The sequence below is a fragment of the Pelorhabdus sp. sgz311001 genome (genome assembly GCF_055901755.1).
In genome coordinates this window covers 99,928-125,860 of sequence record NZ_JBVXUT010000002.1, presented here as the reverse complement: position 1 = coordinate 125,860, position 25,933 = coordinate 99,928, and the positions used below count along the sequence as shown (strand labels likewise).

24 protein-coding genes are annotated in these 25,933 nt (G+C 44.5%); all 24 read left to right on the top strand.

From position 1 onward, the window contains the following. Window positions 1-39 precede the first annotated feature (39 nt). The 24 genes from putP (at window position 40) to AC0MXB_RS06545 (ending at window position 25,854) form a co-directional block, all read left to right on the top strand. The gene (putP, locus tag AC0MXB_RS06660) at window positions 40-1,521 is read left to right on the top strand and encodes a sodium/proline symporter PutP (RefSeq protein WP_474038865.1); all 1,482 of its coding nucleotides are present in this window, start codon (window positions 40-42) and stop codon (window positions 1,519-1,521) included. A 281-nt stretch (window positions 1,522-1,802) separates the two neighbouring features. Then, window positions 1,803-3,497 (top strand): methyl-accepting chemotaxis protein, encoded by a 1,695-nt coding sequence (locus AC0MXB_RS06655; protein WP_474038864.1) that lies wholly within the window; start codon window positions 1,803-1,805, stop codon window positions 3,495-3,497. 299 nt (window positions 3,498-3,796) lie between these two features. Then, on the top strand, window positions 3,797-5,521 hold the full coding sequence (locus AC0MXB_RS06650) for a methyl-accepting chemotaxis protein (protein WP_474038863.1): 1,725 nt from the start codon (window positions 3,797-3,799) through the stop codon (window positions 5,519-5,521). 219 nt (window positions 5,522-5,740) lie between these two features. Then, window positions 5,741-6,736 carry a dihydroxyacetone kinase subunit DhaK gene (gene dhaK / locus AC0MXB_RS06645; RefSeq protein ID WP_474038862.1) on the top strand — a complete coding sequence of 332 codons (996 nt, stop codon included), beginning with the start codon at window positions 5,741-5,743 and terminating at the stop codon, window positions 6,734-6,736. Window positions 6,737-6,751: 15 nt separating this feature from the next. Continuing rightward, the gene (gene dhaL / locus AC0MXB_RS06640) at window positions 6,752-7,384 is read left to right on the top strand and encodes a dihydroxyacetone kinase subunit DhaL (protein ID WP_474038861.1); all 633 of its coding nucleotides are present in this window, start codon (window positions 6,752-6,754) and stop codon (window positions 7,382-7,384) included. A 2-nt stretch (window positions 7,385-7,386) separates the two neighbouring features. Continuing rightward, the gene (gene dhaM, locus AC0MXB_RS06635; RefSeq protein WP_474038860.1) at window positions 7,387-7,779 is read left to right on the top strand and encodes a dihydroxyacetone kinase phosphoryl donor subunit DhaM; all 393 of its coding nucleotides are present in this window, start codon (window positions 7,387-7,389) and stop codon (window positions 7,777-7,779) included. A gap of 141 nt (window positions 7,780-7,920) precedes the next feature. Continuing rightward, window positions 7,921-9,180 carry a TolC family protein gene (locus AC0MXB_RS06630; RefSeq protein WP_474038859.1) on the top strand — a complete coding sequence of 420 codons (1,260 nt, stop codon included), beginning with the start codon at window positions 7,921-7,923 and terminating at the stop codon, window positions 9,178-9,180. Between the two features lie 13 nt (window positions 9,181-9,193). Then, entirely contained in the window at window positions 9,194-10,327 is a 1,134-nt protein-coding gene (locus AC0MXB_RS06625; RefSeq protein WP_474038858.1) for an efflux RND transporter periplasmic adaptor subunit, read from the top strand. Between the two features lie 17 nt (window positions 10,328-10,344). Next, window positions 10,345-11,037, top strand: a complete 693-nt coding sequence (locus AC0MXB_RS06620; protein ID WP_474038857.1) for an ABC transporter ATP-binding protein — start codon at window positions 10,345-10,347, stop codon at window positions 11,035-11,037. Next, on the top strand, window positions 11,030-12,247 hold the full coding sequence (locus AC0MXB_RS06615) for an ABC transporter permease (RefSeq protein WP_474038856.1): 1,218 nt from the start codon (window positions 11,030-11,032) through the stop codon (window positions 12,245-12,247). The genes AC0MXB_RS06620 and AC0MXB_RS06615 overlap by 8 nt, the downstream gene beginning before the upstream one ends. Before the next feature lie 281 nt (window positions 12,248-12,528). Beyond that, window positions 12,529-13,932 (top strand): amino acid permease, encoded by a 1,404-nt coding sequence (locus tag AC0MXB_RS06610; RefSeq protein WP_474038855.1) that lies wholly within the window; start codon window positions 12,529-12,531, stop codon window positions 13,930-13,932. A gap of 146 nt (window positions 13,933-14,078) precedes the next feature. Beyond that, window positions 14,079-14,624 carry a SiaB family protein kinase gene (locus AC0MXB_RS06605; RefSeq protein WP_474038854.1) on the top strand — a complete coding sequence of 182 codons (546 nt, stop codon included), beginning with the start codon at window positions 14,079-14,081 and terminating at the stop codon, window positions 14,622-14,624. Between the two features lie 10 nt (window positions 14,625-14,634). After that, the gene (locus AC0MXB_RS06600; RefSeq protein ID WP_474038853.1) at window positions 14,635-15,030 is read left to right on the top strand and encodes a DUF1987 domain-containing protein; all 396 of its coding nucleotides are present in this window, start codon (window positions 14,635-14,637) and stop codon (window positions 15,028-15,030) included. A 28-nt stretch (window positions 15,031-15,058) separates the two neighbouring features. Beyond that, window positions 15,059-16,852 carry a SpoIIE family protein phosphatase gene (locus tag AC0MXB_RS06595; RefSeq protein WP_474038852.1) on the top strand — a complete coding sequence of 598 codons (1,794 nt, stop codon included), beginning with the start codon at window positions 15,059-15,061 and terminating at the stop codon, window positions 16,850-16,852. Between the two features lie 11 nt (window positions 16,853-16,863). Continuing rightward, entirely contained in the window at window positions 16,864-18,492 is a 1,629-nt protein-coding gene (locus AC0MXB_RS06590; protein ID WP_474038851.1) for a bifunctional diguanylate cyclase/phosphohydrolase, read from the top strand. Window positions 18,493-18,809: 317 nt separating this feature from the next. Continuing rightward, window positions 18,810-19,526, top strand: coding sequence for a CoA transferase subunit A (locus AC0MXB_RS06585; RefSeq protein ID WP_474038850.1), 717 nt, complete (start codon window positions 18,810-18,812; stop codon window positions 19,524-19,526). A gap of 47 nt (window positions 19,527-19,573) precedes the next feature. Further along, entirely contained in the window at window positions 19,574-20,233 is a 660-nt protein-coding gene (locus tag AC0MXB_RS06580; RefSeq protein ID WP_474038849.1) for a 3-oxoacid CoA-transferase subunit B, read from the top strand. Between the two features lie 126 nt (window positions 20,234-20,359). Next, entirely contained in the window at window positions 20,360-20,920 is a 561-nt protein-coding gene (locus tag AC0MXB_RS06575; RefSeq protein WP_474038848.1) for an N-acetylmuramoyl-L-alanine amidase family protein, read from the top strand. Window positions 20,921-20,986: 66 nt separating this feature from the next. After that, window positions 20,987-21,631 carry a nitrite reductase gene (locus AC0MXB_RS06570; RefSeq protein WP_474038847.1) on the top strand — a complete coding sequence of 215 codons (645 nt, stop codon included), beginning with the start codon at window positions 20,987-20,989 and terminating at the stop codon, window positions 21,629-21,631. A 126-nt stretch (window positions 21,632-21,757) separates the two neighbouring features. Then, the gene (metA, locus tag AC0MXB_RS06565; protein WP_474038846.1) at window positions 21,758-22,714 is read left to right on the top strand and encodes a homoserine O-acetyltransferase MetA; all 957 of its coding nucleotides are present in this window, start codon (window positions 21,758-21,760) and stop codon (window positions 22,712-22,714) included. Window positions 22,715-22,832: 118 nt separating this feature from the next. Continuing rightward, on the top strand, window positions 22,833-23,288 hold the full coding sequence (locus AC0MXB_RS06560; RefSeq protein WP_474038845.1) for a MarR family winged helix-turn-helix transcriptional regulator: 456 nt from the start codon (window positions 22,833-22,835) through the stop codon (window positions 23,286-23,288). A gap of 24 nt (window positions 23,289-23,312) precedes the next feature. Then, complete coding sequence (locus AC0MXB_RS06555) at window positions 23,313-23,801, top strand: GNAT family N-acetyltransferase (RefSeq protein WP_474038844.1); 489 nt, start codon at window positions 23,313-23,315, stop codon at window positions 23,799-23,801. A gap of 21 nt (window positions 23,802-23,822) precedes the next feature. Next, complete coding sequence (locus AC0MXB_RS06550; RefSeq protein ID WP_474038843.1) at window positions 23,823-24,758, top strand: AEC family transporter; 936 nt, start codon at window positions 23,823-23,825, stop codon at window positions 24,756-24,758. A gap of 112 nt (window positions 24,759-24,870) precedes the next feature. Beyond that, window positions 24,871-25,854 carry a bile acid:sodium symporter family protein gene (locus AC0MXB_RS06545; RefSeq protein WP_474038842.1) on the top strand — a complete coding sequence of 328 codons (984 nt, stop codon included), beginning with the start codon at window positions 24,871-24,873 and terminating at the stop codon, window positions 25,852-25,854. Window positions 25,855-25,933: the final 79 nt, after the last annotated feature.

The window sequence follows — 25,933 nt, the reverse complement described above, 5'->3', positions numbered from 1 at the left end:
TATTTTTCAAAACACGATCTATGAAGGAGAGAAAGAGCTATGATTGAACAAAACGGCGGAATTTTTGCCGCTTTTGCGCTTTATATTCTCGTGATGCTGGCTATCGGCATTTATCATTGGCGCAAGGAACAAAGTATGTCAGATTATATTTTGGGAGGCAGGCAGCTTGGCGCTTGGGTGACTTCGATGAGTGCTGAGGCTTCTGATATGAGTGGCTGGATGCTCATGGGGCTTCCCGGCTATGCTTATGTTGCCGGGGTTCAGGCCGGTTGGATTGCGTTGGGCTTGATGTTAGGTACCTGGATCAATTGGCAGTTTGTGGCTAAACGGCTGCGGCAGTATACCCAGATTGCCAATGACTCTTTAACCTTACCGGACTACTTTGAAAATCGTTTTCATGATAAATCGCAGATTTTACGGATTGCTTCGGCTTTATTTATTTTAATTTTCTTTTTGATTTATACTTCCTCTGGTTTTGTTGCTGGCGGCAAGTTGTTTCAAACAGTCTTTGGCCTTCCTTATATTACGGCGATGGTACTTGGCGCTCTTGTTGTTGTTTTTTACACCTTTCTCGGCGGTTTTATGGCTGTATGCTGGACTGATTTTGTCCAAGGGGTGATGATGTTTTTTGCCATTATTGCTGTACCTGTCACTGCTGCTTGCTTTCTCGGCGGGCCAGCGGCTACAACGCAAGCTTTAAATACGCTTAATCCAGAAATGTTTAATCCTTTTACGAAACCTGATGGGCAGATGCTTTCAGCAATAGAAATTATTTCGTTACTTGCCTGGGGCCTTGGTTATTTTGGCCAGCCTCATATCTTAGTGCGGTTTATGGCGATTCGTTCATCGGGAGAAATTCAGCGGGCTACGAATATTGCCATGACCTGGGTCATTTTTTCCTTGATTGCCGCGGTGCTTGTCGGCATGGTCGGGCGGGTTTATTTGCAGCAGCCGTTAGAAGGCTCCGCCGTGGAAACGGTATTTATGGTAATGACTCATGAATTATTTTCCTCGTTCTTTGCCGGGCTGATTCTCTCCGCTGTTCTCGCTGCCGTAATGAGTACGGCTTCGTCGCAACTGCTTGTTACGGCTTCGGCGGTATCACAAGACTTCTACAAAGCGTTGCTCAGGAAAAATGCTTCAGAAAAAGAGCTTGTCTGGGTTAGCCGCCTTACTGTAGTCGGTGTATCGCTGCTGGCGATTGTGCTTGGCCTTGATCCTGACAATTTTGTGTTAAATATGGTTGCTTATGCCTGGGCTGGTTTTGGGGCCGCTTTTGGTCCAGTCTTAATCATATCGCTATTTTGGCGGCGTATGACGCGCAATGGCGCATTGGCTGGTATGATTGTCGGCGGTGTAACTGTTTTGATTTGGAAACAGTTTGCTTGGTTTGGTCTCTATGAAATTGTTCCTGGTTTCCTCTTGTCTTGTCTGACAATTTATGTTGTTAGTCTGTTCGATGAGGAACCTTCAGAAGCCATTTTAGCCGATTTTGCTGAAGTTGAGAAAAATGAGATTTAATTACTAGAACTAGTACCATTCATATGATTAGGAAAACTTTTTCGTCCTATTGGAGGAAGCAGCGGAATTTTTCTGCTGCTTTTTTCGGTAGGGCGATTTTTGTTTCCTAAATTCAACCCAGATCGCAAGGAAAAATGCGACTATTTAAAGATAAAGAAAGTTTTTTGATAAAAAAGAGGTATTTTGTCGTAAAATAGCGAAAATGGTTATGCGGGAAAATAGGGATAAAGCTCTAAATTAAAGAAGGGCAGGTGGAGTGCTGGTAATTTGCCAGCCAGAAAATGAAAATAGGGGCGAAAATAGCAACAGGGTTTTTAATAGTTGTTCTCTTGATGGCTGTTTCTGGTGGAATCAGTTGGTATTTACTGCAGCAAGTCCGGCATTCAAGTGATGACATTCAAGATGTGACACTGCCATTGATGGCAAAAACCAATTACGCAGCGCTGCTTGGCGCAAGACAGATTGCAGCATTACGAGGCTATGTCATTACAAATGATGAAAAGTTTTTGCAAGAATATAAAGATCTGAATAAGGAAGCCGATGCAATTCAAGCAGAACTTGTGGCTAAGTCGATTACGCCGCAAGGAAAACAGTATGCGCAGGAGGTTATGGCTTTAGCTGACCAATATGAAAAGATTATTATGGAAAAGGTTGTACCATTGCAAAAGGCAGGTAAAAAAGAAGAATTAATTACAATTATGAGTACAGAAGTAGCGCCTGTGGCTGGTAAGTTAAGCGAAAAGTATCAGGAATATCTTAAATTTCGCGAGAAGCAAATTAATGATACCTTTGATGTCAGCCAGGATCAAATGGAACAGGCCAAGATAATTATCCTAATCTTTTTATTTATTGCGTTTATTAGCAGCATCGTTATCGCTGTAGTGATTACGCGCAAAGTAGCGGGGCCGATTAAACTGGCGGTACAAGATCTCAATACGATTTCATCTGGCGACTACAGTGTTACGGTTCCTGAGGCCTTTTTACGCGGTAAAGATGAAGTGGCTGATATGGCCCGGGCGATGGATCAGATGGTGCAATCGATGCGAACTATGCTGCGCAAGATTTCAGCTTCAGCTGACCATGTGGCTTCTTCTTCAGAAGAATTAACCGCAAGCGCCGAACAATCGGCTACGGCGGCCAATCAGGTAGCACATTCCATGGTGGATGTAGCTAGCGGCGCGTCAGAGCAGCGGCGTTATGTCGGTGAGGCCACCGAACATATTGGACAGTTGTCTGAAGGCATTGATCATATTGCTGTGAAAATTACATCTGTAGCGGAACAATCGGCCCAGAGCGCCGATCGGGCGCAAGCTGGAGGTAAGGCTGTTGATAAAGCCGTTTCGCAAATGGTGCAAATTGAAACAACCGTCAATACTTCGGCCCAGGTAGTTGCTAAGTTAGGCGAACGTTCGAAAGAGATTGGACAGATTGTCGATGCGATCTCCGGGATTGCTGGTCAAACAAATCTCTTGGCGCTCAATGCCGCTATTGAGGCGGCGAGAGCCGGGGAACAAGGGCGCGGCTTTGCTGTCGTAGCCGAAGAAGTACGAAAACTAGCGGAACAGTCCCAAGAGGCGGCGAAGAAGATCGCCGATTTAATTCAGGAAATCCAGGGTGATACGGATAAAGCGGTTATCGCCATGGAACATGGCACGCGAGAAGTCAAAACTGGGGCTGCTGTTGTGGGTGAAGCAGGGAGTGCTTTTCGGGAAATTGCGGATCTTGTTACGCATGTATCAGGTCAGATTCAAGATATTTCCGCTGCGGTGGAACAAATGGCGGCAAGTAGTCAAAATGTTGTGGGAGCAGTACAGCGAATTGACAGCTTTAGTGATACGAACGCCAGTGAGGCGCAGAGCGTTTCCGCCGCTTCGGAAGAGCAGCTTGCTTCCATGGAAGATGTGGCGTCAGCCAGCCGTTCGTTAGCTCATCTGGCCCAGGACTTGCAAAGCGCCGTAAGTCGATTCCGTCTCTAAACGAAGCAATTCTAAATAATTTTACTGAAGTAGAGAAAAAATCAGATTGAATTGCGATCTAGTACAATTCGTAGAATTTGGGAAATTTTTTCGTCCTATCAAAGGAAGCAGTGGAATTTTTTTCTGTTGTTTTCGATAGGGCGATTTTTTTGTCGTCTACATTGCAACCTGAATTACAAAGCGAAAAACAATATCTTAAAGAAAAAGAAAATTTTAAAACAAATAGAGGTGTTTTGTCGTAAAAAATCGAAATGGTCAATGGGAAAATGGGGATAAAGCGCTAAATAAAAGAAGGGTAGGTGGAGTGCTGGTCATTTGCCAGCCAGAAAATGAAAATAGGGGCAAAAATAGCAACAGGGTTTTTAGTGGTTGTTTTCTTAATGGCTATTTCTGGTGGAATCAGTTGGTACTTATTGCAGCAAATCCGGCATTCAAGCGATGACCTTCAAGATGATACGTTGCCGCGTTTACTGCAAACGAATCATGCAGCACTGCTTGGCGCTAGACAGATCACGGCGTTACGGGGCTATGTCATTACTAATGATGAAAAATATATCCAAGAATTTAAAGGATTGAATAACGATTCAGATGCCATTGTGAAAGAGTTGGAGGCTCAGGCTAGAACCCCGCGAGGGAAACAATATGCGCAAGAAATCATGACTTTATCGGATCAATATGAAAAGCTTATTACGGAGAAGCTAGTACCGTTGCAAAAAGCAGGTAAAAAAGAAGAAGTAATCGCGCTCATGAATACGGAGCTAGCACCGGCAGCTAACAAGTTGAGCGACAAGTATCAGGAATATATTAAATTTCGCGAACAACAAATTAATAAGACTTTTGATATTAGCCAAGACCAAATGGAACGAGCCAAAATGATTATCCTGATCTTTTTACTTATTGCCTTTATCAGCAGCGTCGTTATCGCCGTAGTCATTACGCGTAAGGTAGCAGGACCGATTAAACTGGCGGTACAGGATCTCAATACGATTTCATCTGGCGACTACAGTATTACGGTTCCTGAGGCTTTTTTACGCGGCAAAGATGAAGTGGCTGATATGGCGCGGGCTATGGATCAGATGGTGCAATCCATGCGCACTATGCTGCGGAAGATATCAGCATCGGCCGACCATGTAGCTTCTTCTTCGGAAGAATTAACAGCAAGCGCTGAGCAATCAGCTACGGCGGCGAATCAGGTAGCACATTCTATGATCGATGTAGCGAGCGGCGCTGCTGAGCAGCGGCGTTATGTTGGTGAGGCCACCGAACATATTAGTCAGTTGTCGGAAGGGATTGATCATATTGCTGTGAAAATTACTTCAGTAGCTGAACAATCGGCCCAGAGCGCCGACCGAGCGCAAATGGGCGGCAAAGCTGTCGATAAAGCAGTTTCGCAAATGGTGCAAATTGAGACAACCGTCAATACTTCCGCCCAAGTGGTAGCTAAATTAGGCGAACGCTCCAAAGAAATTGGCCAGATTGTCGATGCGATCTCGGGGATTGCTGGTCAAACGAATCTTTTGGCGCTCAATGCCGCCATTGAGGCGGCTAGAGCCGGGGAGCAGGGCCGCGGTTTTGCTGTCGTAGCCGAAGAAGTGCGGAAACTGGCGGAACAGTCCCAAGAAGCGGCGAAGAAGATTGCCGATTTAATTCAAGAAATCCAGGGGGACACGGACAAAGCGGTTATCGCGATGGAGCATGGTACGCGAGAAGTCAAAACTGGGGCTGCTGTTGTAGATGAAGCAGGGAGTGCTTTTCGGGAAATTGCTGATCTTGTTACTCATGTATCAGGCCAGATTCAGGACATTTCCGCTGCGGTGGAACAGATGGCGGCAAGCAGTCAAAATGTTGTGGGAGCAGTACAGCGAATTGACAGTTTTAGTGATACTACTGCCAGTGAAGCTCAGGGCGTTTCCGCTGCGTCGGAGGAACAGCTTGCTTCGATGGAAGATGTTGCGTCAGCCAGCCGTTCCTTAGCCCATTTGGCCCAAGAATTGCAAAGTGCCGTAAGTCGGTTCCGCCTATAACCGAAGCATTCATCGAACAGCAGCAAGGAGCTATCGCGCAAACTGATAAATCCTTGCTGCTTTCTTTAGATATTTTGCGGTTTGCGTTCTCTGGCAGGAACTTTTATTGCCGATGTGAAATATTTACAACTAGTAATAAGGTCTATTCACAAGGTTTATTAGGGTTTTTATGAACAGATTCTCTTTTCACAATTGAATTTTATGAGGAGGGTTTTATGTATGAAAAAAATCATTAATGTGCCTGAAAATGTTGTAGAGGAAATGCTGGAGGGAATGGTTGCGGCCCATCCGCAGTATGTCAAAAGAGTGCCGGGGTTTGATGTTATTGTTCGTGCGGCAGCCCCTCAGCCGAAAGTTGCTTTAGTTAGCGGCGGCGGGAGCGGTCATGAACCGGCTCACGGCGGCTTTGTAGGTAAAGGGATGCTTGATGGCGCTGTGGCGGGTGCTGTATTTACATCACCGACACCAGATCAAATTTATGAAGCCGTAAAGGCGGTCAATGGCGGCAAAGGCGTACTGCTTGTCATAAAAAATTATACTGGTGATGTGCTGAATTTTGAAATGGCGGCAGAATTGGCGCAAGCTGACGGAATTGAGCTCGAACAAGTTGTCGTCAATGATGATGTAGCCGTAGAAAATAGTACGTGGACAACGGGGCGACGCGGTATTGCTGGAACACTGCTTGTTCATAAAATTGCCGGAGCGAAAGCGGAAGCTGGCGGCAGTTTAACAGAAGTAAAGGCTGTTGCCGAAAAAGTCATCGCCAATGTACGGTCGATGGGGATGGCTCTGGCCCCTTGTACGGTACCTGCTGCGGGAAAACCGAGCTTTGTGTTAGGCGAGAAGGAAATCGAAATTGGTATGGGGATTCACGGCGAACCAGGCACGCACCGCGAAGAAATTCGCTCAGCTGATGAAATTACAACGCAGCTCCTTGATAAGATTTTTGCGGATCTGCCGCTGGCCGCAGGCGATGAGGTTGCTGTTCTCGTAAATGGTCTCGGTGGTACGCCGCTGATGGAATTATATGTAGCAAACCGAAAAGTGGCTGCTACATTGGCTGATAAGCAGATTAAAGTAGCAAAAACTTATGTGGGCAACTACATGACTTCTTTGGAGATGGCAGGTTTTTCCATTACTTTATTAAAATTGGATGCAGAATTAAAATCACTGCTCCTAGCGCCGGCTGATACGCCTGCCTGGGTGCAATTCTAAGAGGAGGCGATTGGTGTGAGCCAAATCGTTGCAGCAATTGTCGCAGTAGGCGAAGTAATTATTGCGAATAAAGAATATCTGACAGAGCTTGATTCTGCTATTGGTGACGGCGATCATGGCCTCAATATGGCCCGTGGTTTTTCTGCCGTAATCGATAAATTCCAACAGGCTGCAGCGCCGGGCGATATTGGCAGCACTCTAAAGCAACTAGGGATGACGCTGATTTCTACCGTAGGCGGCGCATCTGGTCCGCTCTACGGTACAGCCTGCCTACGCGCTGCGGCAGCAAGCCAGGAGAAGGCGGCGCTTGACAGTAAAGACGTGGCAAGTATGCTGCAAGCGGCTATTCAGGGAATTAAAGATCGTGGTAAAGCGCAACGTGGCGAAAAGACCATGCTTGATGCCTTAGAACCAGCCTATGAAGCTTTTACTGCGGCAATGGAAGCGAACGAAGCGCTGAGCGTTGCTTTGGATAAAGCGGTGGTGGCCGCGAAAGCAGGCGTAGAATATACGAAAACCATCATTGCTACGAAGGGGCGGGCCAGTTATTTAGGGGAAAGAAGTCTTGGTCATCAAGATCCCGGAGCCACTTCCGCCACTTTAATCCTAGAAGCGTTGGCTAAGTTTGCCAAGGGGCAGGAGGGGTAATTATGGTTGGTATTGTGCTCGTTTCCCATCATCATAAGATTGCGGAAGGCCTGTTGGAATTAGCGTCGCAAATGGGCGGACAAGACGTTAAAATTATGGCGGCAGGCGGTTTGGAAGATGGGGCGATTGGTACGGATGCTGTGCGGATTTCTCAGGCTGTCACAGCGGCTTATAGCGGCGATGGCGTCGTTATTTTGGCTGATTTAGGCAGTGCTGTGTTAAGCAGTGAAACGGCCCTAGAGTTCTTGGAAGAAGCGATTCGGGAAAAAGTCAGAATTGCTGATGCGCCTTTTGTGGAAGGGGCTATTGCGGCTACGGTTCAAGCATCGATCGGAGCGACGCTTGACGAGGTGGTTGCTGTGGCCGAACAAGCGCGGGAATTGCATAAATGCTAGTAGATTAAACGGAACGTGTTTTTCTAATGGTAAGATCTCAAAACTGGTCTATTAGACAGTTTTGAGATCTTTTTCTGTCATAAATTAGTAACATTTATTTGCTATAATAAAAAACAAGGGTTACAGCAAGGGGGTTTTATATTGAAGCAAAGAAGAAAGAGCGCTAGGCTGTTTTTATTGATCGGGGCTGCTTTACTGTGGCAAAGTGCGGGGTGTTTCGGAGCGCCTTTATCCGCTGCCGATGCCGTTCGACTTGCGCTAGATAAGCATCTTGATATTAAGATAGCCCAGGAAAAAACAACGCAAGCAAAGTATACGTTGCAAAGTACGGAAGACGTGAAAGGCTTGTCAGTTGACGCATCGAATACGTTTTACTTAAAGCAAGTTCATTTTCATTCTCTGCCAAGCTCTACGTCCTTAACGGTATCGTTGCCGCTTTACAGCGGCGGCAAAAATGAAGGCAATATTGAAGTCGCGAAAACCGATGTGAAGATCGCCGATTTGGATTTGGCCAAGACGCGGCAAGATGTTGTATTAAAAACACTGTCAGCTTATTATGATGTACTAGATGCACAAAAGGTGCAGCAGGTCGATCAGGAAACGGTTGACAATTACCGGCTGCATTTACAAAATGCTCAGGCGCAGTATTACGCAGGGAGCATCGCTAAAGCCGATGTACTGCGCTCAGAAGTGGAACTGGCTGATGCGCAGCAAAGCTTAGTGAAAGCGAAAAATAATACGCAAGTTGCTATGAATAATTTGAAGAATCTAATTCGCTGGAAAAGCGAGGAAGGTCTTGTACTAACCGATGACTTTCAATATATTCCATGGAATAAGACGCTGGCGCAATGCCTGCAAGCGGCTAAAGCCAATCGGCCGGACTTAAAAAAATATCGTCTTACTGTGGACGAAGCCAGGCAAAATATTGATATTGCGAAAGCCGATAAGAAGCCGTCTGTTGCGTTGAATGTGGCTTCTAGCTGGGGCAGCAGTATGATTCCTGACAGCAATAATAGCAATTTATATGTCGGTGTGAGCACGTCTTGGAATCTGTTTGATGGACAGATTACAACAGCAAAAATTAAAAAGAGCGAAAGCTCTCTTGTAGCAGCGCAGCTGCAATTAGAGCAGCAAGAAGACTCTGTAGAACTGGCTGTCAAAGAATATTATCTGGGAATTAGTGAAGCGGAGAAACGTTTAAAGACAACACAGGTGGCGATTCATAAGGCTGATGAAGATGCTTTTATTGCTGAGGAAAAGTATAAGGCGGGCGAAGGTTTATTGCTTGATATTATTGATGCCCAGCTGGCTCTGTCAACAGCGAAGAATAATTATATTACGGCGCAATACGATTATGTGACCTATGTGGCCAAATTGAAAAATGCCATGGGAATTGATTAAGGGGGACCGAATCATGTGGGGGAAAATAAGGCGTAAACAAGGTCTCATTGGACTTATCTTGCTCGCTATAGCAGCAAGCGGCGGCTTTTTTTATTATCACAATGCGAAACAGAAAGAAAATGTGCCAGTAGAAACGGTCGCTGTCGTACAAGGGTCAATCGTATCGACTGTAGCGGCAACTGGCACGGTAAAACCGGCTAATTCGGTAGATATTACGTCGCAAATTGCGGCGCAAGTAAAAGAAATTAAGGTCAAGGAAAATGATTATGTTAAAGCCGGGCAAGTTCTAGCTATTTTAGAAGAGCGAGCTTTGGAAACTACAGTAGAGCAGGCGCGTTATCAAGTGAATAATACATCAGCCAAGTATAAACGGGCTGAATACTTACATTCGATCGGCGCCAAATCACAAGCTGATTTAGAAGATGCATTGCTCAATTATCAAACAGCCATGTCTAGTTATGCGGAAGGAAAATCAAATTTAGATAAGACTGTAATTCTATCACCTATGAACGGCGTTGTTTTAGGTGAACCTGTGTCGGTCGGTACGGTTGTTACCGCTGGCGTTAATAATCCCACAGTCATTATGATGATTGGCGATGTGTCAAGTAAAAAAGTAAAGGTAAAAGTTGATGAGACTGATATTGGCAAGGTGAAAGCAGGGCAGTTGGCAACTTTTACGGTAGATGCCTATACGGATAAGACTTTTTCCGGCAAAGTAGAGCAGATTAGCCAAATTTCTACTAGTACGACTACTGTCTCTTCTTCTAGCGCTTCGTCTTCTTCGTCATCATCGTCGTCTTCTACTAGTGGTGTCATCTACTATTATGTGACGCTTACAGTAGATGATCCGGAAAATCTGTTAAAAACGGAAATGACAGCTCGCGTCAATATTAAAGTAGCGGAAAAGCAAGATGCTTTGCTTATACCGCTATCGGCTTTAAAGACAAGCGCCAACGGTCAATATGTTACTATTTTAAGACCTGACGGAAAGCGGGAAAATGTTTTTGTTACGGTTGGGCTTATGGATAGTGACAAAGTGGAAGTGCTGAGCGGCGTAGCGGCAGGCGATCAACTCGTCGTTTCCTATACGAAATCGCCGACAACTTCGGCGGCGAAAAAAGATAATGGTCCGCCGCCGCCCATGTAGTGAAGGGAGGTGCCGTTATGGGGATTTTGCTGCAGGATATTAAAAAGTATTATAAGATTGGTACGGAAGAAGTGGCTGCTCTCGGTGGCATTTCTTTGACGATCGAAACAGGTGAATTTGTAGCAATCATGGGACCATCGGGTTCTGGTAAGTCAACGCTTATGAATATTCTAGGTTGTCTTGATCGACCTAGCAGCGGTTCTTACATTCTGGAGGGCCAGGAAGTTGCCCAACTTGATGATGATGCTTTGGCCGGAATGAGAAATCGGCAAATTGGTTTTGTTTTTCAAAATTTTAATCTGTTATCGCGCGTGACTGCCTTAGAAAATGTTGCGTTGCCGCTGGTGTATGCTAGAGTGCCGCAAACGGAGCGGCGAAATCGGGCGACAGCCTTACTGGAAGCCGTAGGCCTGGCAACACGGACGCAGCATCTGCCTAACGAATTGTCAGGGGGACAACGGCAGCGAGTAGCCATTGCGCGCGCCTTGGTAAATGAGCCGAGTATTATTATGGCCGATGAACCGACAGGCAATCTTGACAGTCGTTCCAGTATCGAAATAATGAATCTATTTGGTAATTTGCATAAGCAGGGGAAGACAGTGATTCTTGTTACGCATGAACCGGACATTGCTGAGTATGCCAAACGAGTTATTACCGTAAAGGACGGCTTTATCCTAAAGGATGAGGTAAAGGAGTCTCGCTATGTTTAAAGAAAGCGTTATCATTGCCTTACGGGCCTTGCTCGCCAATAAGCTTCGCTCTGTTTTGACGATGCTCGGTATTATTATCGGTGTAAGCGCGGTAATTGCGATGGTTTCCATTGGCCTTGGTGTTAGAGAAAAGGTGCAGGATTCAATTGCTAGCCTTGGCAGTAATCTTTTGATTGTAAGTCCTGGCGCCGCCTCATCACAGGGCGGCGGGCGTGGTGCGGCTGGCAGCAGTACTACATTACTCTTCGAGGATTCCGAGTATTTAAAGAAGACGGTCAAAGGTATTTTATATATTGCTCCATCCGTAAGCCGACAGTATCAGCTTGTGGCGGGAAATCAGAACTGGACGACAAGCGTGCAGGGAATTACGCCGGATTATATGGCAATTCGCAGTTTAACAGTAGGCAGCGGCAGTTTTATTTCCCAAAATGATCTTGCTTCGCGCAGTCGTGTGGCTGTGCTTGGCGCAACGGTGGCTCAGAACTTATTCGGTGATCTCAATCCTGTTGGTAAAAATGTGCGCATTAATAATACGCCGTTTCTGGTTATTGGCGTTTTAGATAGTAAAGGGCAGTCCTCGATGGGGCAGGATCAAGATGATATTGTGATGGTGCCGCTGACAACAGCGCAAGAACGTCTTTTGGGGATTACTTATCTTCATTCAATCAGCATTCAAGTTGCTACCATGGAGGAAATGGATCAAGTGCAAGAAGCTGTAACTACTTTATTGCACCAACGGCATAAAATTACGGGTGATAAGCAAGATGACTTTACAGTGAGAAATTTGACAAGCCTGATGCAGACGGCAGCTGAAACAACAGGAATGATTACGTTGCTACTTGGCAGCATTGCCGCCATTTCTCTATTAGTGGGCGGTATCGGCATTATGAATATTATGATGGTATCGGTAACGGAACGGACACGAGAGATTGGGATTCGGAAAGCGATTGGGGCGACCTATCGCGATATTATGCTGCAATTTCTCATTGAATCAATCGTTATTGGCGTTGTTGGCGGTTTGATCGGGATTATGTTAGGTATTTTAGCTGCTTTGGCTATTTCCGCTTCCGGTGCGCTCCATACAGTCATTTCGCCAGTATCGATTCTTGTTTCTTTTGGCTTTTCTGTAGCAGTCGGACTCTTTTTCGGTATTTATCCGGCGCGAAAAGCAGCGCTGTTAGATCCGATTGAAGCCCTGCGTTATGAGTAGGTAGTAGCCGTTGTATTATCCTTACGCATCAAGGTGTAGGAAGGTCTCTGAACTGAAGCCTTAAGGCGTATTTGATATGTCGACTGAGCGGCGCAACGGAACCTAGAACTGATGGAAGTATTGCTGTTTGGTAGTGATATAAAAATTTTTTATAAAAGAATAAAAATGTGTGCCTAGCGCGGAAATTTTTGTTATACTATGTCTTGATCTAGTATTTTTTACAGAATAAAAGAATAAGAAACTTTATGACTATTATTTTTATGAGGGTGGGGGTAACGGGAGTGAAAGAACGGGAAGAGGAAACAATAGGAAGTGGCGATGGCGCCTTATTTCGCAAATTAAAGTCGCGTCATATCCAGTTAATTGCTTTAGGCGGTATTATTGGCAGTGGCTATTTTTTAGGGACAGGCTATGTGATTAGTCAAGCAGGTCCAGCATCGTTCTTATCTTACTTACTGGGCGGCTTGATTGTGCTTTGTGTAATGCTGTGCCTTGGTGAATTGTCTGTGGCAATGCCAATTTCAGGCTCTTTTGTTTCTTACGCCCGTGAACTGATTTCGCCTACTTGGGCTTGTGGCGTGGGGTGGTCTTACTGGTTGACTTGGGTAACCTATGTGCCATCGGAAATGATTGCCGGCGGTATGATTATGAATTTTTATTTTCCTGAGGTCAGCGCCATGTGGTGGGCGATTCTCTTCGGTCTCTTGATTACTTTTATTAATTTGGCGCAAGTCGATTCGTTCGGCGAAATCGAATTTTGGCTTGCTTTGATTAAAATTGCTGCTTTAGTTATGTTTGTAATTCTGGCAGCGCTAATCTTTTTAGGAGTTATTGGTGATCAAGGTTATTTAGGAAGCACAATTTTATTGAGTGATGGCGGCTTTACGCCTAATGGCGCTTTATCGGTACTACTTACAATGGTTATCGTACTTGTGAACTTTCAGGGATCGGAAATTATTGGTTTGGCAGCAAGTGAAAGCAAACATCCTGAAAAAAGTATTCCTACAGCGATTCGTAATGTTTCCTGGCGAATTATTTCACTCTACCTTGTACCAATGCTACTGCTTGTAACGATTTTTCCTTGGCAAAAGGCCGGTTTGGAAGAAAGCGTTTTTGCGGCGGCGCTCAATTCCTATGGATTGCACTGGGCCGGAGGAATCTTTTCTTTTGTTGTTCTTACTGCGGCCATATCTTGTTCGAATTCCGGTTTGTACGGTTGTATTCGGGCCATCTATGCTTTATCACGCGAGGGCATGGCCCCGGCTTTTCTCAGTAAAACAAATAAAAATGGTGTGCCAAAAAATGCTGCACTCTTATCGATCGGCGCTTGTTGGTTAGTTGTTATTGCCTACACGCTTGATACGACGAAAAGTTTTTATACCTATATGTTGGCGTTATCTGGCTTTACTGGTGCGATTGCCTGGATTTCTATCTGCTGGTGCCAACTCAATTTCCGGCGGCGGCTGGAAAGTTCCGGGGAAGACAGTCGAACTCTTCTTTACCGGACCCCTTTCTTTCCTTACGTAACGTACTTTGGTATTTGGGCGCAAGTTGCTTGTTTGATCGTTGTCGCTTACGATGAAACGTTGCGTATATCGCTTTATGTGGGGATTCCGTTACTTGTCATTCCCATGTTTTGCTATAAAATGCGAGAATATGCCCAGAAAGTTCTTGCTAAAACTTAATGTTTTGTTCGGCGAAGAAGCTGCGAATGTTATGGCAGCTTCTTTTTTTGGGGCTTTTTATGGGTATGGCTGGAGGGAAACGGAAACTCTTTGTCGAAATGGATCGTGGTACTTAAGGCCTATGAGAAATTAGGAGGTATTTTTGCATGGAAATCAATTTGCTTGATTTACAGAAGCTGTTACAAAATTATGGTGTACTAATTAGCTTTTCAGGCCGCTTTACACAGGCGATTATTGAAGAACTCGGTGAGGCGGTGAAAAACTATTTGGATACAGAAGCAACCTCGCAAAATGCCACTTACAATGTGTTCTCTGTCTTTATCGAGCAGACCCAAAATATTAGAAATTATGGATCAAGGCATGAAGGAAATCCTTTAGGTGATCGGATCGATAATTCAGGGATTGTAGCGATTGGCAGAAATGAAGCGGGCTATTTTGTATCTTCTGGTAATTTAGTAGCAGCTTCTGATGTGGCGTCGTTGACAAAGCGGCTAGATGAGTTAGCTGGTTTAGATAAGGCGGGTCTAAAACGATTGTATAAAGAACAACTGAGGCGGGACATAGGAGATCAAACCGCAGGGGCGGGGCTGGGGCTAATTGATATGGCACGCAAAGCCAGCAAGCCGCTTCACTATTCGATTGTGCCCCACGATGACCAACTTTCCTTTTTTACGTTAAAGGTACAGGTCTAGGAGGATTAAAATGGAAGAGTTATATGTGGAACAAACCAAATCAACACCGAAGATTTATTTTGATCAGGAGAAATCTTTGTTGCGCATTGAGGGACAGTCTTACCCTGAGAATGCTTTCAAATTTTACGAACCAATATTTAAGTGGCTAGAGAATTATTTAAGCACGAGCCAAGATCGAATGGTGCTGGAAATTTATTTTCATATGCCTTATATCAATACAAGCAGTGCAAAATGCATCATGATGCTCCTTGATAAGATGGAGGCTGCCCATGAAGCTGGTGGTAAAGTTTTAGTAAAGTGGTATTATGACCAGGATAATGATACAGCTTTAGAATGTGCTGAAGAATTTAAGGAAGATTTAGAGTTGCCTTTTGAAATTTGCGCTCTTATGGAAAGCAATGAATAGACAGAATTTATTCTATGATCGAGGCACGATGAAAATCGTTTTTCTGGCTTGTGCTATTCTCGTCCTTGCTGTAACGTTGACAGGGAGTATTAGTTATTTTGTTACACGTAGCGCCGTTGTAGATAAGCTAAAGAATCGCGATCTTATTTATATTGCCGAATCGATTGCCAGTAAGGTCGATGACCGCTTGGAGCGGGCTAAAGAAACAGCGAGACTGTTAGCCCAAGACCCTGCGGTTATGGCTTGGCTTGTTGACGCGGAACGAAATGAACAACTTGGCGAGTATAGTAAGCAAAAGCTTGATGATATAGCCAGCCGCTATGATTACGCTAACTCGTTTATTGTGAGTCGCCAAACCGGACAATATTGGGCGGAGCGACACAGAATGCTTCAAATTATGAAACCTCACGATCCTGATTCGCGCTGGTTTTATGATGCGTTGCAATCGCAGCAGCCTGTTTCTTTGAATATTGACTATAATATTGGTCGCCAGGAAACTTTTGTGTTTGTAAATGCTCTGATCGGTGAAGCAACTTCGCCGCTCGGCGTAGCTGGCGTTGGTCTTAGTATCCAGTATATTGCCGCTGAATTTCAAAAATATAAAGAAGGCAGCGCCGGAAGACTCTGGTTGATTGATCGCCAGGGAAAGATTCTGCTTTCCGATCAAGCTGAGCAAAACGGTTATTATTTAAATGACTTTATACCGCCTGAGATATTAGCGCAACTTTTACAGCATGAGGATAGAGTACGAGCTCTCGATTATCAAGATAGTTATGGCCAAATTACGGATCTTGTTTGTGAAGCAATTCAGTCAGGCCAATGGCTCATTGTGTATCAAGTACCACGTGAAGAAAGTATCGGCTTTTTAAATACGATCAAATGGAATGGAGCCATCGCGAGCTGTGTGGCGCTGTTGGTCATGATTCTTTTATTTTATATTGTGGCTCATAAAATAGCCGATCCACTGAAGCGGGCTATCGCATTAACAGAGCTTATGGAGCAGGAAATTGCCGACCGTACGGAAGAAATATCGGAGCAAAATACCAAGATCCTTGACAGCATTGATTATGCGAAACGACTGCAAGAGTCTATTTTGGCACGGCCCGATGAATTACAGACAGTGCTGAAAGATTATTTTATTTTGTGGCAACCACGTGATCTCGTCGGCGGTGACTTTTACTGGGTTCGCCAGATTGATGCGAAGCGCAGTCTCGTTGCTATTGCTGATTGTACCGGCCATGGCGTACCGGGGGCCTTTATGACAATGGCCGTTAATTCTGTTCTGACTCAACTAGCGCAGCAGCAGGACAATATCAACCCGGCGCTGATTTTGCAACAGGTAAATCAACGCATGCGAGAAATTTTACATCGTAATAAACAAAATAAAATGACAGATGACGGTCTTGATATGGCTTTATGCTATATTGAAGCAGGCAAAAAGCTGCTGTTTTCGGGAGCTCATTTGCCACTCTATATTTATCGTCGGGGAGAAGTGCAAACTTTGCCGGGAGATCGACAAAGTTTAGGCTATGAACGAGCTCGGGAAGATTTTCCGTTTACAGTACATAGTTGGGATATTTTGCCTGGCGACCGCTTCTATTTGACGACAGACGGTTACCTTGACCAAAATGGAGGGAAACAAGACTTTTCTTTTGGCAAGAGACGTTTTGTTCAACTCCTTACATCACTAGCTGAGAAATCGATAGATGAACAAAAAGCTGCTATTGTTCAGGCTCTCGCTGAATATTCACAGGGGCAGCCGCAGCGTGATGATATTACGGTAATAGGCTTTTCTTTCGATTCGATAGATTATGTAGATTAGGCGGTGAAATTATGGCAGAGAGGGATTGCGATAAGCAACTGTTCGGAGCAGAAGAGCAGGTATTACAAGGAGCTATGGCTGATTTAGCAGCAGAGCAATATCGGGGGAATTCACTGCTAGAAAGATATCGACTGCTTACAGGTCAGTATGATCGTCTACTGAAATTGACTCGAAAGGTTTTTCGAATTAGTGATATGCAAGGAAAGGCCTTGCAGCGTAGCCAGCGGGAAATGCAGAATTTATTGGATAATGCCAACCAAGGCTTTTTGACTTTTGGCGCGGATCTACGAATTCAACCTCAGTATAGTGCGGAATGTGAGCGGCTCTTCGGTCGGAAGATTGCGGGACTGCGTATTATCGAGTTGCTATCAGAGCGAACTCCTTTTGGCGACGAAATGTTGGAACAAATTTTCCAGAGCTTTTTTATAACGCAAGATAGCGCAAAAATGCAAGAAAGTCTGGCCTATTTCCCCTTTTTGTTAGAACGGGACCAGCAGACCATTCGCGTGGAGTGTAAGTATCTTGCTAGTAGCGATGAGGAAGAAGCGGCAACCGTTATGCTGATTCTAACGGATGTTACGGAAGAAGTTGCGGCGCAGCAAAAAATTTCTTTTTTGAGCTATCATGATAAATTGACCAATCTTTATAATCGAGCTTATATAGAAGAAGCGTTGCCTGAGTTAGAAAAAAGTGAAGCCCTGCCTGTCAGTATTATAGTGATTGATATGAATGGGCTGAAATTGGCCAATGATGTATTTGGTCATCAAGAGGGCGATAATCTGCTTTTGGCTATGGCTGACCTATTGCGCAGTCTTTGTCGTCCTCGTGATATTATTGCTCGCTGGGGCGGCGATGAGTTTTTGCTGCTTTTGCCACAAACTGGCGAAATGGCTTGTGCTCATCTTTGTCAAAGTATTCGCGAAGGCTGTCTGGCAATCAATCACTGTGTCGTTCCCTTAAGCGCTGCTGTCGGAGCGGCAACGAAAGAAACGCCGCTTGGTCAAATCATTGAGCTTTTTAACGTAGCGGAAAGTCGAATGTATAGTGATAAGGTACAACGAGGCCAAACTGTACGCAAAAAAATGGTCGCTACGCTCGAAGCGCGGCTTTACGAACGGTGTTTTGAAAATCAAGGACATAATGAACGTGTTGGCGAGCAAGTCGTTGCTTTTGCCAGATTTTTAAATTTCAGTTCGCGCAGTGAGGCGGTAAAGCAGCTTAAACTTTTGGCGAGACTCCATGATATTGGGAAAGTGGCTATCCCTTCGGAAATTCTAGGAAAGCCTAGCGCTTTAAGTAAAAGTGAGTGGGCGATTGTGAAAGTTCATAGTGATGTTGGCTATCGTATGGCCCAGTCCATCGGTGAAACGGCGGTAGCTGATTTGATTCTGTCGCTACATGAGCGGTGGGATGGCGCCGGCTATCCTTATGGACTGAAAGGAGAAGAGATTCCCTTACTTGATCGGATTTTTTCACTGGTAGATGTGTTTGATATTATGACTCATGACCGGCCGTACCAAATGGCTTTGAGTAAACAAGAGGCGATTTTGCAGATTGCCGCTGCGGGCGGACAGCAGTTTGATCCACTTCTGACAGAAAAGTTTTTAGCTTTTCTTGCTGTGAAAGGAGATCAGCGATAAAACTCTCATAGCAATTTTTGACGAAAACCTTCATCAATGGGCTAAACGGGTCGAGAAGGCCTGTCATGATAAAATAACAGACTTTAACAATATTGACGGAATAATGAAAATCATCTAAAATATAACTAAAGAGCAACTATGAATTAAGAAATAATTTTTCTCGATAAATGAATTGCAAGTTTAATCCACTAGCTCATTTACGATCGATAGATAAGTGCAGGTTTTATCTGCTCGGTCTATCGATCTTTTTGTTTGAAGCGAAAAGCCTGGCCAGGTTTTTGCGATAGAAGGAATGTTATTTTGGGAGGAGTGTAGCTATGAATAAGGTAACAGATCTAGATCAAGTGATTGACAAAGTTCAAGATGGAATGACTCTTTTATTTGGCGGTTTCTGTGGTGTAGGAGCTCCCTTAACTTGCATCCAAAAAATTGCTGACAAAGGTGTAAAAAATCTTACCATTATGTCGGTAGTGGCAACCTATCCTGGCGGTAAATTTGATTTAGCGCCGCTCTTTAGCAATGGACAGGTGAAAAAATTTATTTGTGCTCATGCTGGTACTTCGCCAGAAGCAGTCAGCGCTTTGAAAAATGGCAATCTTGATATTGAATATTATCCTATGGGCAGCTGGATTGAAAAAGTTCGGGCTGGCGGCGCTGGTCTTGGTGGCGTATTGACTCGTACTGGCCTTGGTTCTTTAGTAGAAGAAGGCAAAGAAAAGATTGTCGTTGATGGCAAAGCGTATATTTTAGAAAAACCCTTACGGGCTGATATGGCTTTTATCAAAGGCTATAAAGCGGACTTATGGGGAAATGTGCAGTATCGTTATGCTGCGATTAATACGAATCCAACTGTCGCGATGGCAGCTGATTATACAGTAGCGGAAGTCAATGAAATTGTTCCTGTCGGAAAGCTTGATCCACAATGTGTCGGCACTCCTGCTGTCTTTGTTCACGCCGTAGTACAAGGCAAAACATTAGAGGAACAAGCGACTACTTTCCGTGACTTATGGTCGAGGACAGGTCAGCTTCGTTAAGCGAAATAACATAGAATCGGAACCCTATTTTTGAGGAGGCTAAAATCATGGACGGGAAAGAAATGATTGCGCGCAGAGCGGCAAAAGAATTATCAAACGGTGAAGTGGTTAATCTCGGTTTTGGTATTCCGACAGCAGTGGCAAACTATATCCCTGAAGGCGTGGAAGTGCTGCTCGAATCGGAAAATGGCGCGTTGGTTTTTGGCGGTGCGCCGAAATTAGGCGAAGAAGATTCTGATGTAGGCAACGCCGGCGGCTTGCCTATCACAATGATACCAGGCTCTTCTTGTTTTGATCTTGCTACATCTTTTTGTATTATTCGTGGCGGCCATGTAGGAACGACGATCTTAGGCGCTTTAGAAGTGGACCAGGAAGGAAGTATTGCCAACTGGGCAACGCCGGTGGCGCCTGGCAAATGGAGCCCGGGTATGGGGGGGGCCATGGATCTTGTAACAGGAGCCAAAAAAGTTATTGTTACGATGATTCATACTGTAAAAGGATCGCCGAAGATTTTGAAAAAATGCACTTTGCCTTTGACGGGGAAAGGCTGCGTATCTAAGATTATTACGGAAAAATGCGTGTTTGAAGTAACGGACGCAGGCCTGTTGCTTGTAGAACTAGCCGAGGGTGTTACGGTTGATGAAATAAAAGCTTGTACAGAAGCTGAGTTTTCTGTAGCGGCGGAAATGAAGCCTTACCAACTATAATTTTATTGAGTTGCAGCTGCCTTACGATTCGTATTCGTAAGGCAGTTTTATTTTTTTGTTGAAATTCTTTTGGACCTCTTTCAAAAATAGATATTAAAGAATGACAAGAGTAGGAGGCGAAGCAAGATGCGTATTTTTATTAATCCAGGCCATGCTCCAGACGGTAACCCTGATCCAGGGGCCGTCAATGCTGTTACAGGGCTGCGCGAATGTGACGTAGCCTTAGCGGTAGGCGAAGGTGCTGCTACTTATCTCAGAGCAGCTGACTGCGAGGTGACAGTATTACAACTTGATGATCTAAGCGCCATCGTCATGGCAGCGAATGACTGGCAGGCTGATTTCTTTATCAGTATTCATTGCAATAGCGCCGAAAGTACGGCGGCGACAGGGACGGAAGTGTGGTACTGCAGCGGTTCGTTGGCCGGAGAGCAGCTTGGCGATTGTATAAAAAGAGAAATTCTAGCTGCGTTACCCTTAGTTGATCGTGGGATGAAGGAAGCGACTCCTGGCGAAAATGGCTTATATGTACTGACAAATACAGCAATGCCCGCCTGCCTTGTTGAACTTGCCTTTATTTCCAACTCACAAGATGAGGTATTATTACGGGAAGCTCAGCAGCAGGATGCTTTTGCCAGAGCCATTGCCAGGGGTGTGACGGATTGTGATATATATCACGGTCAAAGATAGCTAAATTTGCTATACTGACTACAAAAAGTTTCCTTGGGGATACGAAGTAGCGGAGGCGATTAGATTATGAATCGCAAGATTTCCTTGGCGCCGCATTTGCCAGGCGGGCGAATTACGGCAGAACAAATGAAGCACGTAGTTGGCATAGCTGAAAAATACGGTGCTTCACTGCGCTTAACAGCCAGTACGATTGTATTAAGCGGGATCGATCCTCAGGATCGCGAAGCTGCTGTGGAGGAATTAAAGATGCCCTTAGAATCTTTTATGGCTAAAGCGGTTCGGGCGATTGCCATGTGTACAGGAAAACCTTCTTGCCCGCGAGGGCAGCAAGAAACAATGACGTTAGGCTTGGCATTGGATGAACGATTTTTTGGACAGCCTACGCCAGCTAAGATTCGCATTGGTCTTAGTGGCTGTTCTAATTGCTGTTCCGAGCCTCTAGTAAAAGATATTGGCTTGTTTGGGGCGCCCAAAGGCTTTATGCTGGCGATTGGCGGTCAAGCGGGAAACCGAGTTCAGGCAGGCAAAGTGATTGCTTTAAATTTGCCGGGCGAAGAGGTTCCTGAAGTCATTCAAGCCATTTTGGATTATTATCGCCGCTATGGTCGTGACAAAGAGCGACTTGGCGCTATGATTGAGCGAATTGGCTTAGAAGAAGTTGCTTTTGCTGTAATTCCTAAAGCTTTTCAAATGCCCGTATTAGCAAAATAGAGGGTAGCAGGAGATCGTAGGTTCTCGTCGAATAAAATAAAAATCCAAAAGGCTTTATTTGCTTAACTGGCAGATAAAGCCTTTTGGATATCCGCAGGTGTAACGTAGCAGAAGGGAGCGAGAACTGTGCCAATAAAAATACCTAATAATTTGCCGGCTGTCCCCATTTTAGAAAAAGAAAATATTTTTGCTATGGATGAAGATCGAGCCTATAGTCAGGATATTCGTCCGTTAAAGATTTTGCTGCTCAATCTTATGCCAACGAAGATCGTTACAGAAACTCAATTTTTGCGCTTACTAGGCAATACGCCGCTGCAAGTTGAATTTGACTTTTTATATACAGCGACTTACGAACCACGCAATACACCCCATGAGCATCTTGTCAAATTCTATGAGACCTTTGAGTCGATCCAGCATCGTAAGTATGATGGCATGATTATTACCGGAGCTCCTGTGGAACAAATTCCCTTTGAATCGGTAGAATACTGGGAGGAACTTTGCAAAATTATGGAGTGGAGCAAACGCAATGTCTATACAACGCTCCATGTTTGCTGGGGAGCTCAGGCTGCCCTATACTACCATTATGGGATTCCTAAATACTTGTTAGACCAGAAGCTTTTCGGCGTTTTTCCGCATAAGGTCAATCAAAAAGAAAAAATGTTGTTTCGCGGTTTTGATGATATTTTTTATGTACCTCATTCCCGACATACGGAAGTGCGCAAAGAAGATATTCTAAAGGTTCCGCAGCTCTCGATTCTGTCTGAATCAGACGAAGCGGGTGTTTATGCTGTAATTGACAAAACCTATCGCCGCTTATTTATTACGGGCCATTCGGAGTATGATCCGTTGACCTTAAAGGCCGAATATGATCGTGATATTACACAAGGCCTTTCCATTCAGGTGCCTGCCAATTATTATCCTGGCGATGATCCGACGCAGGAACCGATTGTGCGTTGGCGCAGTGCGGCAAACTTGCTTTTTGCGAACTGGCTGAATTATTATGTATATCAAGCCACTCCCTATGATCTAAATCGGCTGCCGCACCTTGAAGCATTCAGCGGTTTGGATGGTGAAGGAATTTAAGTAGGGTTACTTTGGCATTTCTGTCACGCTGCAAGTTAGTGAGGCAGTTTTTTTTATAACAAAGTAGTTGAAATTTCAACTACTTTGTTATAAAATAAAACCTAAAAGGAGGGCTACTATGGTCAAACTAGACAGTCCTGTTTTACGGGAAGTAGGCGCGTTAGCACGGTGCATTCAGTCAATTAGCGATATTCGTTTTCGTGATTTGAATTTACAACGAGGTCAATTCGTGTTTTTAACACGTATCTGCGAAAATCCGGGCATTCACTTTGCGGAATTATCGCAGATCTTAAAAGTCGATAAAGCAACGACGACAAAAGCCGTACAAAAGTTAATGAAAGAAGGCTATGTTGAAAGACGGCGCGATGATCAGGATAAGCGGATTTGGCATTTGTATCCGAGCGAAGCTGCGCTAAAAAACTATCCTTTGATTATGGCCGAGGAAAATCAGCATATTGCTAGCTGCTTTAACGGTTTTACTAAGGCTGAAGAAGAGCTGGTTTGTCTTCTTTTGGCGAGAATGCGCCAAAACATTGAAGTCGATTGGCTGCAGCTGAAATGTGGTAAAGAATAGTTCTTAGTAAAGGGAGCGATTTTTATGAATAAATTTGTTATAGTACCTTATGAAGCAGCTTATAAAGAAAGAATCATTGCGTTAATTTTGGCGATTCAGCAAAAGGAGTATCAGATCCCCATTAGTCGGGCTGATCAGCCTGATTTAGAAAATGTTCCGGAGGTATATCAACAAAACAAAGGCGGTTTTTGGATCGCCTTGCACGAAGACCAGGTGATTGGCACGATTGCCTTAATCGATATTGGACAGGGACAAGGCGCTTTGCGGAAGATGTTTGTACAGAAGGAAGCCAGAGGCAAGGCCGTCGGCGTTGCGCAGGCGCTACTTGATCATCTGCATGCTTGGGCCAAGCAGCAAGGACTGCGTGAGATCTACCTTGGCACAACAGAGAAGTTTTTAGCAGCTCATCGGTTTTATGAGAAAAATCAATTTCAGCAAATCGATAAAGTGGATTTACCGCCTAATTTTCCGATTATGGCAGTAGACACACGGTTTTATCAATTGGCGCTGTAAAGCAGCGAAGGAGTTGGCTTTGTGGCAGAAAAATTATTTTATGTGCTCAGTGACTTTTTTTTGCCCTTACTGGTCGGGTATTATCTAAGAAAAAGCCATAAAATGAGTGAAACGGCCTGTAATTGGCTGGTGCGGTTTAATATAATTGTCTTTGGGACACTTTTATCGGTGCTAAGTTTTTGGACTTTACCGCTGAATTGGCAGTTAATGTGGCTGCCGCTGTTCGGAATTTTGCTGAGCTTGATTCCTGGAGCTGCGGCCTATCCCTTTAAACGAACTGCCACAGGCCATTTTCGCGGCAGCTACTTAGGTTGCGCCATGTTATCTAATATTGGCCTACTTGGCGGTTTATGCGCTTTCTTTCTCTATGGCGAACAAGGTTTTGCCTATATTCAAATTATGGCTTTATTTCAAAACCTCGTGTTCTTTTTAGTGTGCTTTCCTATGGCCGACTATTTTAGACGCCGTGATGATGGTGAAGCGAAGAAGGGCGACATCGTTTGGCGTTCCTTATTTTTGAACTGGAACCAACTTCCTGTTGCGGGTCTTATAGTAGGAATGGTTTTATATGGTGTGAGTGTGCCGCGTCCGCCTTTGCTGGGCGATTTTTTTGCAGCAACGATTCATATTTCTACCTGGGCGGCGTTGATTCCAGCCGGTTATTCCATTCGTTTTTCTCAAATGCAGCAATATTATAAAACAGCAACAGGCCTTATCCCGATCAAATTTATTCTTACGCCGTTAGCTGCTTATGCACTCGCGCAGGGGATTTTTAGTGATTCTGTTATACTGGGATCTATTTTAATTGGCGCCAGTGTTCCCACTGGGATTAATGCGATTATTTTAGCTCGCTTATACGATTTGAATTTACCATTGGCAGGGGCTGCTTTTTTTGTGACAACATTGATTTTTTTATTTCTAGTCTACCCCTTATTGTTTTGGGGGCTTCATAGCTAAGTTGGTAGTGGCAGGAAATTTTTTTCTGGGCTAAGCCTTGCTTTACAGGGGGGCGAGTGCTACACTTCTTGACATGAAGCTTCGTGCAGTTCGCTTTTTGGGAGGGAAACGTATGTTAAATCATTTTTTTATGCGCTGCAATCAGTTGCTAGGGAAAAATATGATGTTTATTATTTTTTTCGGACTAATTGCCGGTACATTTATACCAATAGCTGATTCAGCTTCTTTACGTGCTGTAGTGATTGGTCTTTTTGCCTATATGACTTTTGTGACTGCGTTAGGGACGAGTTTGAAGGAATTTCTTGGTATTATTCGTAAGCCCTTTGTCCCCTTGTGGGTGCTATTTCTTGTTCATGTTATGGCGCCAGTTACAGCCTGGATTGTCGGTACGGTTTTTTATCCTGATGAGCCGCTGATTCGTCTCGGTTATTTAGTGGGAGCGGCGATTCCGATTGGCGTTACTTCGATTATTTGGACAGCCTTGGCAAAGGGGAATGTGGCGACTTCGCTTGTTGCTGTAACGTTAGATACCTTTATTGTTCCCTTTGTATTACCGCTGTTCTTTAATCTGATCGTTGGTCAGACTGTTTCCATTGATTATTTACAGATGATTGGCCAGTTGGCCTTAATGGTTACGATTCCTAGTCTTATTGCCATGGTCATTCATGACTGGACCAAGGGGGCTGTCGTGAACTTTTCTCAAAGTTTTGGTGGTGTGACGGCGAAAATCGGCATGTTTATTGTAACTTTTATTAATGCGTCCATGGTAATGCCACAGATTCACTGGGATGCTTCGATTGTGAAAACTATGGGAGTTACGTTGCTTGTAGTAGCCACTGGCTATTTCGTAGGCTTTTTAGGTTCTTTTTTACTGAAAGACCGCTCGCGTCAATATACGCTTACCATGATCTATAGTGTGGGGATGCGCAATAATGCTTGCGGGCTTGTTGTGGCTTTAACGTACTTTCCGCCGCCAGTGGCGATTCCCATGACGCTTTCGATCCTATTTCAGCAGCCCTTGGCTTCGTTGATTTCTTCGTTCAGTAAACGTTTGGGGGCAGAAAAAACGGTAAAACCAGTTCAGGCTAATTCCTAAGCCAGTATATTATATTTAACAAAAAAGCTTTTTCACTTTTGGCGAGTTAGAGCCACAAGCGAAAAAGCTTTTTTCATTT